This is a genomic window from Paenibacillus sp. J31R98, assembly GCF_056269245.1.
The window spans coordinates 20,685-35,847 of the sequence record NZ_JBWDNO010000009.1 but is presented as its reverse complement, the minus strand read 5'-3'; the positions used below and the strand labels follow the sequence as shown (position 1 = coordinate 35,847).

Genomic DNA, 15,163 nt, shown 5'->3' with positions numbered 1-15,163 from the left:
AATTCAAATTAGTCCAGTTCATTCCAGTAATCCCGCAAAATCCGTACGAATACGTTCGGGAACGCCAGCTCCTTCATATGCTCCGGTCCGATCCAGCGGTAATTGGCAGGTAGCGCCTCACTATTAACTGCCGTGCTGCTAGCTTCATATAACACAGCCGACTCCGCAGCAGCTCCCGCCAACACGGCAGCCTCCTGCTTCGCAGCGGCTTGCAGCCAGAAGCCGAACTCCGCGCGGAACACTTGCACGTCCCACACGATATGGCTGAACACATGCTCCATCTCGCCCCACCAGCTCGTCGGCCGCACGAGCAAGCCTTCCTCCGCTGACAGCGCGCGGCTCATATAATCAGCCTGCCGCGCGTGCTGCTCGAGCGCGCTTGGCGCCCTCGCCGCCGCAGCCAGCGCGGCGCCTGCGTCTTCGCTCGCGCTCGCGAGCTGCGCCTCGGCTGCGGCTATTCCCGCCGCAGCCGCAGCTTTGGCGCCGCGCCCGCGCCGCTTCGCGGCCATGCTGCCGGTGCTGTCGCCCTCCGGGGCGAACAGCACATGCGGCAGCTCCCACATCTGCGCGAGCAGGCCGCTCTCCGGCCGCTGGCGCACAAGAATGCGGCCAGCGTGCTCGCCGCTGCCGGTAATGATTGCGGCAAGCCGCGTCTCCGGCCGCGGCGGCTTGGCCTTCGTCTTGATTGGCAGGATGTGCTCCTTGCCAGCCATCCTTCCTTCGCAGTGCTGCATCACCGGGCAAGTGAGACAGCCCGGTGACTTCGGCGTACACACCATCGCGCCCAGTTCCATGAGTGCTTGGTTAAAGTCGCCCGCGGCTCCCTCCGGGATGAGCGCTACAGCGATCTTCTCAATGCCGACCCGAGTCGCCGGCTTTGCAATGTCGTCCTCCAAGCAGAAGTAGCGCGACAATACCCGCATCACATTGCCGTCCACCGCCGGCTCCGCCCGATTGAATGCGATGCTCATAATCGCTCCGCTCGTATAAGGACCGATGCCGCGCAGCGCAGCGACGGCTTCCTTATCATCGGGAACGGCGCCGCCGTGACGGCTTACCACTTCCCGTGCCCCAGCCTGCAGATTGCGCGCTCGCGAATAATACCCAAGCCCCTCCCAGCTCTTGAGCACCTCTGCTTCCGGCGCTTCCGCTAGCGCAGCTGCTGTCGGGAACTTCGCCATGAATCGCTCATAGAACGGGATCACCGTATCCACGCGCGTCTGCTGCAACATAATTTCCGACACCCATACCCGGTAGGGATCACGATTTTGCCTCCAAGGGAGATCCCTTCGATTCGCCAAATACCAGCTCAGCAGCTCTCTGCTGAAATAACGGGCTGCTTCCGTTGTCATTGCTCTCTTCCCCTCTCAGGCCTTACGTTCATGCAAGAACTTCTTTTTTAAATTGGTCCAAACTAGGTCCTATTCGCTGTCATTGCCCTGCTCAGTGTTATAGATATAAATTTGCCGATAACGCTTAGGCGTCAGCCCCGTATACTGCTTGAACAGCCTGGACAAGTAGTGATTCTGAAGCCCGACCTGACTGGCAACCTCCGCAATTTGGACGTTCACATCCTCCAGCAGCGTCTTGGCACGCTCCATTTTGCGAATATTAATATACTGCGTTGGCGCGTAGCCGACAATGTTCTTGAAGTAGCCTATAAAATAATTCGGATGCAAAAAAGCCAGCTTCGCCAGCTCGTCCACCGAAATCTGTTCGCACAGACGCTCTTCAATATATTCCAGCACATGATCAATCTTAGCAATCGGCTCAATCTCGAGAAATTTCTCTTCATTAAAACCGCTATACTCCAGAAAATAAGCCATCATCTCGAACAGCGCGGCCCGTACACGCAAACCTCGCGTCAACGTCACCGAGCGATACGCTTCAACCAAATGCTTGAACAGTGTCTCAATATGCTCCTGCTCCTGATCGTTCAGTGCTATGCTTACTTTTAAATTCAAAATATCAAAAAGTTCCATATCGCCAATCGGCGCCCGAAAATTACACCAGTACAAGCTGACGTATTTTCCTTCAACCGGACCGAAGAATTGCTGCGCCCCAGGCGGGAGCAGTAATAGCCGTCCTGGCTTTAGCTCATAGTACTGGTCTTTGATTTGTAGCCCGCCTTCACCATCCTTAATGAACCAAAGACGATAAAACTCCGGCGGTTGCTCCGACTGCCAGCCTTTGTTTGTCATGGAATGTGCAGCCATGGATACATCGGCATGGAACCGGTGAAAATAATTTTGCAGGATTGTTTTGAACGTGAGCTTCATATTGATGCCATTCTCCCATTATGCAGCCTTTTGATGTTACGGCAATACGCTCTATTATACCTCATGATGGGGCATGTGTCGCACAGTTGCATCCTGCTTCCCGAGCGACCTATACTGAATATAACGATCTAACAGGAGGCTTGCTCTATGAGACCAAACCAAACTACATATATGAAATTTGCAGCAAAATGGGGCTTTTCCCTACTGCCCGCCGCACTTGCAGCAGTGCTACTGAGCAGCTGCGGCTCGTCTTCTTCGGTCCAAACGGCTGCGGCTGATGTCCCGAAGGTATTTAAATCCAATTGCATATCGTGCCATGGCACCGACCTGCAGGGTCGCATGGGAGCTTCAACGAATTTGACGGAAGTCGGTAAGCGTATGACGAAGGATGAGATTACGAAGCAGATCAAAGACGGAGGAGGCGGCATGCCCGCGTTCGGAAGCAGGCTGTCTGCAGCGGAAGTCGAAGATCTCGCCAGCTGGCTTAGCAAAAAGAAATAAAAAAAGACACTTATCCGCAAAGCAGGGAGCGGCTAATCTTGCCTTTGCCTGCTCTGCCTGTGCATAAGTGTCTTACTTATCAGGTATTTGTTCATTGTTCTCGTTATAGGGATTCTGTTCTGCGCGTCGGGCTGCCTTTGCGAGGTGTTGGCAATCCCATTCCAAGCGGTCCTTGATAAAGCCACTTAGATGCGCCCATCTCCGGATGAGCCGGGAAACGGTCTCCTTGGATTAGAGGCAGCCAGCCGCCCCATACGTCTCCGTACATGCCATCGAACGGGACGAATTCTCCGCTCTTGTAATACCGCTTGGATGCTTTTTCACTCTTCATATGCATGAGCAGCTCCGTTCCTACAAGACCCATTATCGTTGCTATTGGTGTATTCCAATTATGGGCAAAAGGTGACGCTGCTATGCATTCGTTTTCATTTCGCTGCAGACTTAAGCCTGCTCAGCAATGACATAGGCGGAAGCGAGCGAATGGTCGTGTGAGATGGAGACGTGAATTCGCGTTTGCGCAGAGCTGAGGCCAAGCCGCGACCAAGCCGCTTCGCTTAACCGGCAGATTGGACGGCCGCTGCTGTGCCGGTCGATCTCAATGTCTTGGAATCCGAGCGTGCTGCCAATGCCGCAGCCGAACGCTTTGGACACCGCTTCCTTCGCAGCGAAGCGGCCCGACACAAACTCCACTCGTCTTCCCCCGCTCGTGAGTGCTGCAAGCTCCTGTTCCCGCCCGGTCAATATTCTGCTGATGAATTTATTTCCTGTCTCGCCTTGGAGGAGCTTCTCCATTCGGTCAATCGACGAGATGTCATGGCCGATTCCTATAATCACTTCTCTAGTTCAACCGCCTTATCTATCGAATGACGCCGATATGCGCCAAACGGAAATTCGTACCCCGGCATTCCGGCCTGTCCCCGTGAGTTACTTCCAGTTCAAATTGATGCATGCCACTCGCAAGCTCATCACCCAAGAAGCAATCGCGGTACCAGCCGTCGTCGCCGCACCATTCCGGACGTTCGCGCGAGGTCGTAACCCAGTCGCCGCCGTCGATTCGGTAACGGAATTCGGATGATGTTTTGCCAAAATCAAAGCCAAGCGACAGTCCTCGCCCTTCGAACTCAAAAGCAAGCTTCGCTCCGACCGCAGCCGTCTCCAGGACTTGATCGATCCACTCGTAGAATGGCCAGCGCCTGAGAACCCATGGCCCTTCCGTCCGCACCTCGGTGAGCGGCAGCAATGCGGCATTGCCCCAGTGATGCGGGTGCAGCTGACTTGGTAGCTGTTGCTGCTGGAGGGAGTGCTGAAAGTTCGGGGGCTTCGCTTCTGTGCGGAGTCGCTGATTGTGCTGATTGTACAGCTCCTTCTCGAGAAAAGCAATGACGCTCTGCGCATAGCTCAAGCTGCCCCGATGAGTCGGATGCAGGCCGTCCGGCAGCCACTCCTCCCAGCGCATGCGGCCTTTGCGCACTTCCTCCAGTGCGTGCAAGCCCATCCAAACCGAGCCGATGCCGTAGTGATCGGCGAGTGTTTCCAGCTCTGCAATCGTGTCTGGCACGCCGCCCTCGCTCATCGCTGCATACATGCTTTGCATGAACGTATGCGCGAGTACCACGTCCCGGCTGCCGTCTTCAAGCAGCTTGCGGACTAAGCCTTCTCGTGTTCGCTGCCGCTTATCGGACGGTTCACCAGAGTCGTTCACCGCATAGTCGATAAACACCAGCTGGCAGCCGCGGTCAATCAGATCCCGCTTCGCCCGGAACACGGCAAGCTCGCTGCCCGTCGCGCCGATAGCGGCATTCTCAACAATGATCCTCGCCTGCGGATACTGCTCCACGAGCCAAGCAATGACCGGCTCCGGCCAATTATTCCTTGGCCTGGCGTCCGTAATCGACCCGCCAATAAAACCGACCGTCAGCTGCCCCTCTTCAAGCGCCTTGCATGTATGAACTAAGGGATTGCGATGCTTCCAAACTGCTCCATCCATCGTCATTCATTCCTCCCCCACAAGCTTTAATGCGGGTCACATGCCTAAGTTGCAAATCTACGTCTATCATACCACTTGTACTCGGAGTTTCCAGTATCTTCAGTTAGGTGCAGGGCAATTCGCGAAGGTAAGGCAATTCGCCTCTGGCGCGAGAGAGGCTTTTTCCTCTCTCGGTATTTTTTTTGTATGATTTCGGCGCTGAGAGAGGCTTTTCCCGCTCTCGGAAGCTTTTTTGCCACGGAGCACGGCAATTTCAGATACGAGAGAGGCTTTTTCCTCTCTCGGTTCGTTTTTTGTGTGATTTCAGCGTTGAGAGAGGCTTTTACCTCTCTCGGAAGCTGTTTTTCCGCGAAGCACTGCAATTTCAAGTGCGAGAGAGGCTTTTAACTCTCTCAGTCTTTTTTTCTGTGATTTCGGCGCTGAGAGAGGCTTTTCCCGCTCTCAACTTCCGACGCATTTGGACGCTAAGAACCCATATGTGTTCTCTCAGCGATAGAATATCGATTAGTTTGTCCGGTTTCGGCGCTGAGAGTACATATACGTTCTCTCAGCCAACTTTTGGCGCTTTTTGGACGCTGAGAGCACATATGTGTTCTCTCGCAACAGAATATCGGTTAGTTTGCCCACTTTCGGCGCTGAGAGCACATATACGTTCTCTCAGCCTACTTTCGGAGGATTTTCGACGCTGAGAGCACATATGTGTTCTCTCAGCGACAGAATCTCGGTTAGTTTGCCCACTTTCGGCGCTGAGAGCACATATACGTTCTCTCAGCCTACTTTCGGCGCTTTTTTTACGCTGAGAGCCCGTATGTGTTCTCTCAGCGAAAGAATCTTGGTTAGTTTACCCACTTTCGGCGGTGAGAGCACATATACGTTCTCTCAGCGACAGTATTTCAGATACTTTGTTGGGGGTCGGGGCCGGGGTTGCGGGGTGCGGGGGTCGAAGTGCGGACACAACAAAAAACCCCCTCCAACAACTGGAGGGGATACAGCCAACAAATTAAATCCCAGGGATCGGGTCGCGCTTGTGAGCCGTGCGCGCGAATTGCTTCTCGAGCTTCTCGCGAGCGGCGTCGCTCACTTGCTTGCCTTCGAGATAGTCGCTGTTCTCATCGTAAGTGATGCCCAGCTCCGTCTCGTCGGTTTGGCCCTCCCATAGGCCAGCGGTCGGCGCCTTCGTGATGACCGTCTCCGGCACGCCGAGAACGGCCGCGAGCTGGCGAACCTGCCGCTTGTTCAGCGTGCTGAGCGGCGTGATGTCAACCGCGCCGTCGCCCCACTTCGTGTAGAAGCCGGTGATTGCTTCGGACGCATGATCCGTGCCGACAACGAGCAGGTTCAGCTCGAACGCGAGCGCGTATTGCGTTACCATCCGCGTGCGGGCTTTCACATTGCCCTTGCCGCCGCGGCTCAGGTGCCGCGAGATGCCGATTGCCTTCAGGCTGTGTTCAGCCTCAAGCACAATCTCATCGACCGCTTCCTGAATGTTCGTCTCGACGCGGTGCTTGAGGCCGAGTGCATCAGCTACCGCGTAGCTGTCTGCAATATCGACTTGTTCGCCATACGGCTGGAACACGCCGAGCGTCATATAATCTTTGCCAGTCTCAGCGGACAATTCATCCGTTGCGATCTTGCACAGACCAGTCGCAACTGCGCTGTCCACACCGCCGCTAATTGCGATGAGCAGCCCAGTCGTACCCGACTTTAGTACATATTCCTTCAAGAAATCCACCCGGCGGCGAACCTCCGCCTGCGGATCGATTTCCGGCTTAACTCCTAATTGCTTGATGATTTCCCCTTGTAGACTCATCGTAGCAATTCACCTCTTAACGGCAGAAGCGTTCAAAAGCGGAAGTCAAATCTGCAGCGATATCAGCAGCTGAACGATTCTCAATTTGATGGCGCTCGATGAAGTGTACCAGCTCTCCATCTTTCATCAATGCGATGGAAGGCGAAGATGGCGGGTACGGCGCGAAATATTCGCGAGCCTTAGCTGTAGCTTCTTTATCTTGACCTGCGAATACCGTATACAGGTGATCTGGCGTCAGGTCATTCTGCAGCGCTTGCGCTACGCCTGGACGGCATTGGCCTGCAGCACAGCCGCAAACGGAGTTTACAACAACTAGTGCAGTACCTTTGGCGCTTGGCAGTTTCGCTTCAACATCCTCAGGCGTGCGGAGCTCCTCAATTCCAAGACGTGTAAGATCATCGCGCATCGGCTGTACCATATCAAGCATGTATCGTTCAAAAGACATCGACATGTGTAATCGCTCCTTATGAGTTCAATTTCTTTCTATTATACGCCTCGCTGAAAATGAAAGCAAAGAAAAAGCAACCAGGCTATCGCCCGATTGCTCATTCAATTACCGGATTGTTCACCCTTCTCAGGATCAACGCCCTCTATAATTCCCGATGCGACGTTCTTGTCGGGATGCATGAAGATGCCGCTCTGCGGCGGGATCCCCTGCTCGAAATACTCCCGATTCTCGCTCGTCATAAAGCCGATGTCCTTGAACGGATGCACCCACTGATCGCCTGCCATGACGGCGGGGTCCGTCTCTTCCGTCCATTGGCTGAGCGGCGATTCAGGCGACTCATATTGATGATCGCCAATCGTGACGCCAAACTCGTTCACGAACGGAGCACTAGGCCCGCGTCCTTGCCGAAAGCCCGGCAAGAAATTGATTTCATACGGATCAAGCGCAGGGTCATCTCGCAAGCCATCACGATGGTCGCCTTCTCCGCCCCCTGCACTGCCGCGTCTATCTTGACTGCTCATTCCCAACCTTCCTCCTTAAATTGAAGGGCGATTGGGGCCATCTAGTTTCTTATCGTAACCGTCTGATTCCGGTGCTTTTTCATTGCCACGCTGGTTCTTGCTAGCTGCTGCTTTCCCGCGCGACCCCTGTTTGTCTACCATTGCTGGCACCCCCTTCCAAGCCTAGTATGTGCGGCTCTCCTGCTCCTTATCCTTAATTCCTGTCTGTTCAACAGGCACAGGCAAGAGTGCACCGACCAGACCGCAGCCTGCAAAAAGCCACTGTAGACGGGTGAGACCAAGCATCAAATCCGGCACAACACCAGGAGCGTAGGGGGCGAACAGGCTAACAAGCAGACCACCGATACCGATGCCTAATAATGCAATCGAACCGAGTCTCCCGCTCCCTACTTCTGCATCAACCCGCAGCATCGCAACATACACGAGCGCATAGAGAACGGTATAAGCAAGTCCATATAATATATTCGTAAGCAGCGTCCATACGAGACAAGCCGGGATGATGGCAAAAGGCCACTTATCCAGCATCACCAGGCCAGGTATCCGCGCGCGGTATCGCTTATAAGCGATATACGCGATTGCTACGGCGAAGCCAATCATCGCATCGAAGCTGCTGCCCCGCATGATCACGAGCGAGCTTGGTCGCTCCCACAGCATGGAAGGATCACGCAGCAGAAAGAGCAGCTTCCAGCAGAGCAGCGCAATAATCGCGGCATTCACATAGAGACTTTCCCACAGCTCGGAGCGGTCCGTTCCTGCCAGCTTTAATTTGAACGCGATATATCCGGCAGTACCTGATATAAGTGCAGCAAGCAGCACGGCATCAAGGCGCAGCGCTCCTACAGCAATAACTTCCGGCACAAGCACACTCTCCTTCTATGCAAGATGCACCCCAGCAGCAATTGCAGTTGACGCGCCATAATAATTCCGGTTCCGATCGAATTTCACCTTGAACGTCGTGCCTGACCCTTCCTTCGAGTCGACAGCGATTTCGCCGCCGTGCCCCTCAACGATACTGAGGCATAGCGGCAAGCCAAGGCCGGTTCCGCGAGTCTTGGTTGTGAAGAACGGTTCAAACAACCGCTCCAGCTTCTCTGCCGGAATGCCGCTGCCAGTGTCCGTCACGCGCAGCTCTACATAATCCGGGTACGCCGTCGTTTCGAGCCGAAGCACGCCGTTCTGATCCATAGCCTCCATACCGTTGCGAGCCAAGTTCAAGATGAGCTGCTTCATCTCTTTCTCATTCAGCATAAGCGCAGGAATTCGATCCGCCAGATGAAGCTCAATAGATTGTCCTCTCATGTTCGCATCAGCCATCAAGAGCGGCATGATATCGTTAATAATGGCATGGAGCGAGCAATTCTCCTTCTCGACGATCCGATTCTGCGCAAGCGACAGAAAGTCATTAATGATGCTGTTTGCGCGGTCGAGCTCGTCCATGACGATGCGGTAATATTCCTGCTGATCGTCGGGACTGCGTTCTTTCATCAATTGTACGAAGCCGCGAATAACGGCCATCGGATTCCGGATTTCGTGCGTAATGCTGGCAGCCATCTGCCCGACAAGGCTAAGCCGCTCCATTCGGCCAAGCTCCGCCCGAAGCCGGTTCAGCTCGGTAATATCGTGCGCGATGAGAGCTGCGCCGATAATCGTATTATTTTGAATATCGCGTACGCAAATGCCTGAGTTGAGGTAGATTTTCCCCTGCTCCTGCACATATTCCGTCGATAGCTTATGCCCGTTGAGCGCTTGATGCAGCAACCGGCCGAGCACATCTTTCTCAATATGATCATACATAATCGTAAAATGCTGGCCCAGCAGCTCATGGCGCATTTTGCCGCCGACTTTGTCCCTCAGCAGATGAATCGCCATTTCATTAATATGGGTGATAACGCCGTACGAATCGACGAAAATAACGCCAAGCGGTGTCTCATCGATAAACTGCTGCAGCTTCTGCACTTCGATGCGATAATTATTCGTGACGCCTTTAAGCTGGTGCGCGATCCGTTCTCTGCGCAGCAGACTTTCCGAGAAAACAACAAACAGCCACATCACTAAGAAGTAAGCAAGCTCATGAAGAATAAGGTAATTCATTTCGGAAGAGGTAAACTGAGGATGCTTCACATGGTAGTAGTACAAGAAGCAGGAAGCACGGATGATAAGAACAGCGGTCGTCAAGCTTAGAACAATCGTAAGCTTGCGCCGATGCGATAAGTTCAGAAAGCCTTTGTGAAACTTATAGATCATAGGCAGCAGGAGCAAGACGCCGCCGATCTCAAACCAGCTCCAATCGCCATGCATGACTGTCCATTCCGATAAAGCAAAGATTGCAGCTAATGACAACATAATGCCGCTCCCGCCATATAAGGAACCAATAATCATCGGCACATAGCGGTAATCCAGGTCGAAGCCTTGAATATCCGAGCAAATGCATAGCGCCAGGATCATGCTTGAAGCACATACAGAAGTGATGAGAAGCAGGATGTTTTTACGTGGCTTTGTAAAGTCAAACCAGATCTGGAAGATGAAGACCGGCAATAATGCGACAAGAAACTGCAGGAGCATTAGCTTCCACACAAAGTAGAATCCCACCCTTCCTAATACCCAGTTATTAGGGCAAAATTATACTGTTATCCCGATTAAAGCACAGGTGACGCTATTTGACAATGTAGCGAATTAGTAGATTTCGCACTTCTTGCCGTGTAGACGCACAATTAGCTGGATAGTATGATAGGTAACGGCATGAAGCACCTTTCTGCAAAAAGCAACAATAAGGGGATTTACCTATGACATATGACGTAATTATAATCGGCGGCGGCTCTGCAGGCTTGATGGCTGGAATTGCAGCGAGCAAGAACGGCGCGAAAGTTCTGCTGCTGGACAAAGGCGACAAGCTCGGCCGTAAGCTTGGCATCTCCGGCGGTGGCCGCTGCAACGTCACCAATAACAAGGATATCGACGAGCTCATCAAGCACATTCCCGGCAACGGGAGATTCTTGCACAGCTCTCTAGCGAATTTCGGCAACAAGGATATCATTGCGTTCTTCGAGCAGCTCGGCATTCGGCTGAAGGAAGAAGATAATGGCCGGATGTTCCCCGTCTCGGACAAAGCGAAAACCGTCGTTGACGCGCTCATCAATCAAGTGCGGGGGCAAGGCGTCGATATTCGCGTAAACACTCCGGTGAAACGAGTGAATTTCAACGAGACAAGCGTGCTAGGCGTAACAACCGCATCCGGCGAAATGATCAACGGCAGAAGCGTTATTGTTGCAGTTGGCGGCAAATCCGTACCGCATACCGGTTCAACCGGCGACGGCTATCCATGGGCGCAAGCGGCAGGCCACTCGATTACGGAGCTGTTCCCGACCGAGGTGCCGATCACCGTGAATGAGCCCTTCATTGCTAGCAAAGAGCTGCAAGGTTTATCGCTGCGGGATGTAAGTCTCTCCGTCTGGAATGCGAAGGGCAAGAAGCAAATCTCGCATGAAGGCGATATGATCTTCACGCATTTCGGCATATCCGGGCCGATTGCGCTGCGCTGCAGCCAGTTTGTCGTGAAGCAGCTGAAACAAGCTGGCGGCGGCAATGTCCTGCTGACGATCGACCTCCTACCTGGCAAGAGCGCTGACGAGGTATACGACGAATCGCTGCAGCTGGTCAAATCCGAAGCGAAGAAGTCGATTAAGAATGTGCTCAAAGGCTACTTGCCCGAGCGCCTGATTCCGCTGCTGCTGGCAGCTTCGGAGCTTGACGAGCAGCTGACCTACGACAACATTCCGAAGCAGTCTTGGCTTGCGCTGGCGAAGCTGATCAAGGCTTTCCCGCTCCGCGCTTACGGGACGCTGAAGCTGGAGGATGCTTTTGTCACGGGCGGGGGCGTGAACTTGAAGGAAATCGATCCGAAGACGATGGAATCCAAGATGAAGAACGGACTCTACTTCTGCGGCGAAGTGCTTGATATTCATGGGTACACGGGCGGATACAATATTACGGCAGCGTTCACGACAGGCTACACCGCTGGCACGAATGCCGCGCTTCAATAGAAAAAGGCTGACAGACGATTATCGCAATCGCTTGTCAGCCTTTTTTGTTTGTTCAAGTATGTACGTCGCCTGAGAAGTAACCGTACGACCCATCGTCCGGGAAGAACTCATCCTCAGCCGCCGCATCATCATCCCAATTCTTCAAACCGCTCTGTGCATCCTCTTGAGCGACCAGATCCTCATTCACAACATGTGCGGGAATCGTAATATTCGCCATATTGTAGGCATCGTTCGTCAGCTCAATATCCGGAATCGAGGACTGCACCGCCAATTGACCGCCGTGTGACTGCGCGATCTCCAGAGCCGAAGTCAGATCGCTCCCGCGAATATGAATATGTACGCTTGCTCCTTGCTGTATAACGGGATCATAGCCTAGTTCTTGCAAGGTCGAGCTTGCGAGCTGCGCTGCACCCGAATCCCCGAATTGAAACATTAATGCTGTATCCTCCTGCATATCGTGCACATCCTCTTTTTAGCTAAAATTATCCATTCTTAGCTAGAATTCCACTTTGCTCGATATTTTATGCTACATGTAAAGATATGTTATAATACCCGCATACAACACATGCAGGGGTGCGATGCACAATGATGGTTGATATGTTCGCAAATACTGCAAATGCGATATTAATAATACGCGAGCAGCAGAACTCCAGATATATTCATGATTGCACGAAATCATTTTGCCATGTAACAGGATTTACCCAAGAAGCGCTCATTGGCAACAAGCTGATGAACATGCCTGACTTTGTCTCGAACGAGCTGTGGCTATTCATTGACCGGATGTGCGGATCTATTTCGGACAAGCTGCCTGAAGCGCATGCGGAGATCGATATTACTACGCCAGGAAACATGCATATTTTTGCAGAGTTGCACGTGAAGCCAATTCGGTACGCGAATGACAACTATTATTTGCTCACCTTCAGAGACCGTTCCGAGCATAAATGGATCGATGATATACTCGTACAGCATCGCGTAGAATTATCGCTCATCTTGACGAACACCAGCTCTATTACGTCGATGCGAAGCTATCATGAGCCAATTCCATTTGACCGACAGACCATTACGATGCAGCCGAGTCAGAAATTCGTTGCCGAATCCGACCGAGAACGAGTTAGAGCGATTCTTAACAATCTTCGAAGCCTAATCGGTGCAGATGCGGAACCGCTTTCGTTTAAGCTCCAGTTATTCGAGGACCAATACTTAGCCCACGCACTCATTAAACCATTCTTTTATGCGGACGGCACTTTCCGATGCTTCGCCATTTGCATTCTATCGGTTGAAACGCTCGATCAGACGGATGATCATCCAGTCAAGAATATATCGATCGCAGTAGAAGAATATGCCGAGGATGAATCGAACGACCCGTCTTACAAGCTTCGATTGCTTATGCTGAAGCGGAACATGTCGGTTACGAAGCTCGCCGAAAGCACGCAAATATCTTTAACGACAATCTCCAACATCCGCAATGGAAAGATCAGGAAGCCGCAGCGCCTCACCGCGCATCTCATAGCGGAGCAGCTCGGTGTCTCGCCAGACGATATTTGGGGATCGCTATAACGGAAGACGTAGGCGACCCTCCTTAAACAAACAACCTCCAAACCACTTCATCACGAAGTGGTTTGGAGGTTGTTGTTCGTTATCGCTTATCGCCTAGAGCTTAAACTTCGACGCGACTTCGTTCATCCCTTGCGCAATCTCGCTGAGCGAGCGCGATGACAGGGCAATCTGCTCTGCAGAAGCGGTTTGCTCCTCGGTCGTCGCCGCTACCGTCATCGCGGTTTCCGAGCTGTCTCTTGCGATTTCCTTCAGTCGATGCATGGCGCTGATGACTTGCTCCGAGCCTGCCGCCATCTGCTCCGAAGCCGCGGCAACTTCCTGCACCTGGCCGGATACTCGCTCCGATGCGGCAGCGATGCCTGCGAACGAATCCCCTGCATCGCGCACGCTGCGCAGTCCGTCCTCTGCTTCAACCGCTGTTGCTTGCATAGACTGAACAGCTACAAGCATATCATCCGTTACCTGCTGGATGACGTTCTCAATCTCGTCAACCGCCTCGGACGTCTGCTGCGCAAGTTTGCGCACTTCATCGGCAACGACAGCGAAGCCGCGGCCATGCTCTCCAGCGCGCGCTGCTTCAATGGCAGCGTTGAGCGCTAGCAAATTCGTATGCTTCGATACTTCGCCGATCAGCTTCGAGATCATGCCGATATTGCGCGTATGCAGCTCCAGCTGATTCACTTGATCAACGGACTTCTGCACCGTTTCATTAATACCGGTCATCCTCACCATCGCCTGCTTCACCGCTTCAAGGCCGACAGCCGCTTCACGGCTCGCATCCGCTGACAAGCTCGCAACGACTGACGTCGACTCCGCAATACGGTTGATGCCATCGCCAAGATCTTGCGTCGTCTTGCTCACTTCCTCGAAGCGCTGCAGCGTCACTTCCGAACCCGCAGCCATCTGCGACACGGAATCCGCTGCTTGCTGGGACGCGCTCGCGTTCTGCTCCGAGATCGCAAGCATCTGCTGCGATGAAGACGCAATGCCAGCGGACGCTTCCTGTACGCCGCGCATCGCCGTCTGCAGATGACTGATCATGCTGCTTAGCGAAGCGAACAACGCGCCGATCTCGTCCTTGTTGCGAATCTTCGGCATCGTGACGAGCAGATTGCCGCCGGCAATCTCGTTCACAGCCGTAGCCGCTTGCTTAATCGGCTTCGAGATCGCAGCTCGTACATACCAGGTAAGCAGCACGACGAGCAATACGCCAACCGCCAATGCAATGAGAACCATCTGCTTCGATTGATTATAAATATTATGGTTGAACTGCTTGGCATCCTCGGCACCGCTATGGTTATTGCGGACCAGATAGTCGATATTCGATTGAATCGCCATATACGCCTTCTCCGAATCCTTCATAAACTCGGATACTTGATCAATGGAAAGATTCTGCTTCGAAAGCTCAACGGTCTTCTCATATGTATTCTCGTACGTTTTCCAAGCCGCTTCAAGGTTAGCGAGCAGCCCTTGATCGTCTGAATCCGTGTCTTTAATAATCGCTTTATAGGATGCAAAGCTGTCATTTACTTTCTGAATCGTCGCATCTGCTTCCGCTTTGTATTGATCCTTCAGGTTCTCGTTCTGCTCAATGAGAAGCTTGTACTGCGTGGACAATACATGGTCCGCCATATAATTGATATTGTTGATGGTTTCGACTCCAGCCAGCCATCTGTCCGCAATAACCTTGGAATTGTCATTCATCTTGGACATCATCATGGAGCTAATCAATCCATTAGCAACGAGCAGCAGGAGTACGCTGATAAACGATAGCATTAATTTGGCGCCAACCGAAATTTTGAGCTTCACATTCATCGGGTTCAGTTGCAGATCAGTCTTCGTGTTTAGCTTCAGTTTTTTCTTCATCTCATGGATCTCCGCCTCTGCCATCGAATAAATAGGATTGCTATAATCTAGTAATACTACACTAGTATACTTGGGATCAGCCTGGGATAAAAAGCGATATTGCCGACAAATCCCGATAAAATACACTTGTAACTTCTTCCATTCTAGTACTAGC

At 52.7% G+C, this 15,163-nt stretch carries 16 protein-coding genes; 3 read left to right on the top strand and 13 right to left on the bottom strand.

Annotated features, from left to right (window positions below; all coding sequences use genetic code 11):
* Positions 1–8: 8 nt before the first annotated feature.
* Together mutY and AC0YNX_RS25710 are read right to left on the bottom strand one after the other, a co-directional pair.
* Positions 9–1,352: an A/G-specific adenine glycosylase gene (gene mutY, locus AC0YNX_RS25715; protein ID WP_475818564.1), complete on the bottom strand. Its 1,344-nt coding sequence runs from the start codon at positions 1,350–1,352 to the stop codon at positions 9–11.
* A gap of 69 nt (positions 1,353–1,421) precedes the next feature.
* Positions 1,422–2,279: a helix-turn-helix domain-containing protein gene (locus AC0YNX_RS25710; RefSeq protein ID WP_475818563.1), complete on the bottom strand. Its 858-nt coding sequence runs from the start codon at positions 2,277–2,279 to the stop codon at positions 1,422–1,424.
* A gap of 147 nt (positions 2,280–2,426) precedes the next feature.
* Here AC0YNX_RS25710 and AC0YNX_RS25705 point away from each other — a divergent pair, with 147 nt between their 5' ends.
* A complete protein-coding gene (locus AC0YNX_RS25705) occupies positions 2,427–2,780 on the top strand; it encodes a c-type cytochrome (protein ID WP_475818562.1) in 354 nt (117 codons plus the stop codon).
* 103 nt (positions 2,781–2,883) lie between these two features.
* Here the strand turns inward: AC0YNX_RS25705 and AC0YNX_RS25700 are convergent, their stop codons facing one another.
* The 9 genes from AC0YNX_RS25700 to AC0YNX_RS25660 form a co-directional block, all read right to left on the bottom strand.
* Entirely contained in the window at positions 2,884–3,144 is a 261-nt protein-coding gene (locus tag AC0YNX_RS25700) for a hypothetical protein (RefSeq protein ID WP_475818561.1), read from the bottom strand.
* Positions 3,145–3,221: 77 nt separating this feature from the next.
* The gene (gene acpS / locus AC0YNX_RS25695; protein ID WP_475818560.1) at positions 3,222–3,614 is read right to left on the bottom strand and encodes a holo-ACP synthase; all 393 of its coding nucleotides are present in this window, start codon (positions 3,612–3,614) and stop codon (positions 3,222–3,224) included.
* 22 nt (positions 3,615–3,636) lie between these two features.
* Positions 3,637–4,767, bottom strand: coding sequence for an SGNH/GDSL hydrolase family protein (locus tag AC0YNX_RS25690; protein ID WP_475818559.1), 1,131 nt, complete (start codon positions 4,765–4,767; stop codon positions 3,637–3,639).
* Between the two features lie 1,000 nt (positions 4,768–5,767).
* On the bottom strand, positions 5,768–6,577 hold the full coding sequence (gene nadE, locus AC0YNX_RS25685; RefSeq protein WP_475818558.1) for an ammonia-dependent NAD(+) synthetase: 810 nt from the start codon (positions 6,575–6,577) through the stop codon (positions 5,768–5,770).
* Between the two features lie 16 nt (positions 6,578–6,593).
* Entirely contained in the window at positions 6,594–7,028 is a 435-nt protein-coding gene (locus AC0YNX_RS25680) for a BrxA/BrxB family bacilliredoxin (protein ID WP_475818557.1), read from the bottom strand.
* A gap of 98 nt (positions 7,029–7,126) precedes the next feature.
* The gene (locus AC0YNX_RS25675; protein WP_475818556.1) at positions 7,127–7,546 is read right to left on the bottom strand and encodes a DUF3905 domain-containing protein; all 420 of its coding nucleotides are present in this window, start codon (positions 7,544–7,546) and stop codon (positions 7,127–7,129) included.
* A 15-nt stretch (positions 7,547–7,561) separates the two neighbouring features.
* Entirely contained in the window at positions 7,562–7,687 is a 126-nt protein-coding gene (locus tag AC0YNX_RS25670; RefSeq protein WP_475818555.1) for a hypothetical protein, read from the bottom strand.
* 21 nt (positions 7,688–7,708) lie between these two features.
* Positions 7,709–8,404, bottom strand: coding sequence for a hypothetical protein (locus AC0YNX_RS25665; protein WP_475818554.1), 696 nt, complete (start codon positions 8,402–8,404; stop codon positions 7,709–7,711).
* Between the two features lie 15 nt (positions 8,405–8,419).
* Complete coding sequence (locus tag AC0YNX_RS25660; RefSeq protein ID WP_475818553.1) at positions 8,420–10,120, bottom strand: ATP-binding protein; 1,701 nt, start codon at positions 10,118–10,120, stop codon at positions 8,420–8,422.
* Positions 10,121–10,329: 209 nt separating this feature from the next.
* Between AC0YNX_RS25660 and AC0YNX_RS25655 the strand changes: the two genes are divergently transcribed.
* Positions 10,330–11,586 carry a BaiN/RdsA family NAD(P)/FAD-dependent oxidoreductase gene (locus AC0YNX_RS25655; protein WP_475818552.1) on the top strand — a complete coding sequence of 419 codons (1,257 nt, stop codon included), beginning with the start codon at positions 10,330–10,332 and terminating at the stop codon, positions 11,584–11,586.
* A gap of 52 nt (positions 11,587–11,638) precedes the next feature.
* On the opposite strand, the gene AC0YNX_RS25650 is transcribed toward AC0YNX_RS25655, so the two are convergent.
* On the bottom strand, positions 11,639–12,019 hold the full coding sequence (locus AC0YNX_RS25650; protein WP_475818551.1) for a hypothetical protein: 381 nt from the start codon (positions 12,017–12,019) through the stop codon (positions 11,639–11,641).
* Between the two features lie 152 nt (positions 12,020–12,171).
* On the opposite strand from AC0YNX_RS25650, the gene AC0YNX_RS25645 reads away from it, so the two are divergent.
* Positions 12,172–13,143 (top strand): helix-turn-helix domain-containing protein, encoded by a 972-nt coding sequence (locus AC0YNX_RS25645; RefSeq protein ID WP_475818550.1) that lies wholly within the window; start codon positions 12,172–12,174, stop codon positions 13,141–13,143.
* 93 nt (positions 13,144–13,236) lie between these two features.
* On the opposite strand, the gene AC0YNX_RS25640 is transcribed toward AC0YNX_RS25645, so the two are convergent.
* Entirely contained in the window at positions 13,237–15,009 is a 1,773-nt protein-coding gene (locus tag AC0YNX_RS25640) for a methyl-accepting chemotaxis protein (RefSeq protein ID WP_475818549.1), read from the bottom strand.
* Between the last annotated feature and the right edge of the window lie 154 nt (positions 15,010–15,163).

Bases quoted from the DNA above. Each gene is read 5' to 3' on its own strand.
- mutY (WP_475818564.1), bottom strand. From the start codon at position 1,352: ATGACAACGGAAGCAGCCCGTTATTTCAGCAGAGAGCTGCTGAGCTGG.
- AC0YNX_RS25710 (WP_475818563.1), bottom strand. From the start codon at position 2,279: ATGAAGCTCACGTTCAAAACAATCCTGCAAAATTATTTTCACCGGTTC.
- AC0YNX_RS25705 (WP_475818562.1), top strand. From the start codon at position 2,427: ATGAGACCAAACCAAACTACATATATGAAATTTGCAGCAAAATGGGGC.
- AC0YNX_RS25700 (WP_475818561.1), bottom strand. From the start codon at position 3,144: ATGGGTCTTGTAGGAACGGAGCTGCTCATGCATATGAAGAGTGAAAAA.
- AC0YNX_RS25690 (WP_475818559.1), bottom strand. From the start codon at position 4,767: ATGGATGGAGCAGTTTGGAAGCATCGCAATCCCTTAGTTCATACATGC.
- nadE (WP_475818558.1), bottom strand. From the start codon at position 6,577: ATGAGTCTACAAGGGGAAATCATCAAGCAATTAGGAGTTAAGCCGGAA.
- AC0YNX_RS25680 (WP_475818557.1), bottom strand. From the start codon at position 7,028: ATGTCGATGTCTTTTGAACGATACATGCTTGATATGGTACAGCCGATG.
- AC0YNX_RS25675 (WP_475818556.1), bottom strand. From the start codon at position 7,546: ATGAGCAGTCAAGATAGACGCGGCAGTGCAGGGGGCGGAGAAGGCGAC.
- AC0YNX_RS25670 (WP_475818555.1), bottom strand. From the start codon at position 7,687: ATGGTAGACAAACAGGGGTCGCGCGGGAAAGCAGCAGCTAGCAAGAAC.
- AC0YNX_RS25655 (WP_475818552.1), top strand. From the start codon at position 10,330: ATGACATATGACGTAATTATAATCGGCGGCGGCTCTGCAGGCTTGATG.
- AC0YNX_RS25650 (WP_475818551.1), bottom strand. From the start codon at position 12,019: ATGTTTCAATTCGGGGATTCGGGTGCAGCGCAGCTCGCAAGCTCGACC.
- AC0YNX_RS25645 (WP_475818550.1), top strand. From the start codon at position 12,172: ATGATGGTTGATATGTTCGCAAATACTGCAAATGCGATATTAATAATA.
- AC0YNX_RS25640 (WP_475818549.1), bottom strand. From the start codon at position 15,009: ATGAAGAAAAAACTGAAGCTAAACACGAAGACTGATCTGCAACTGAAC.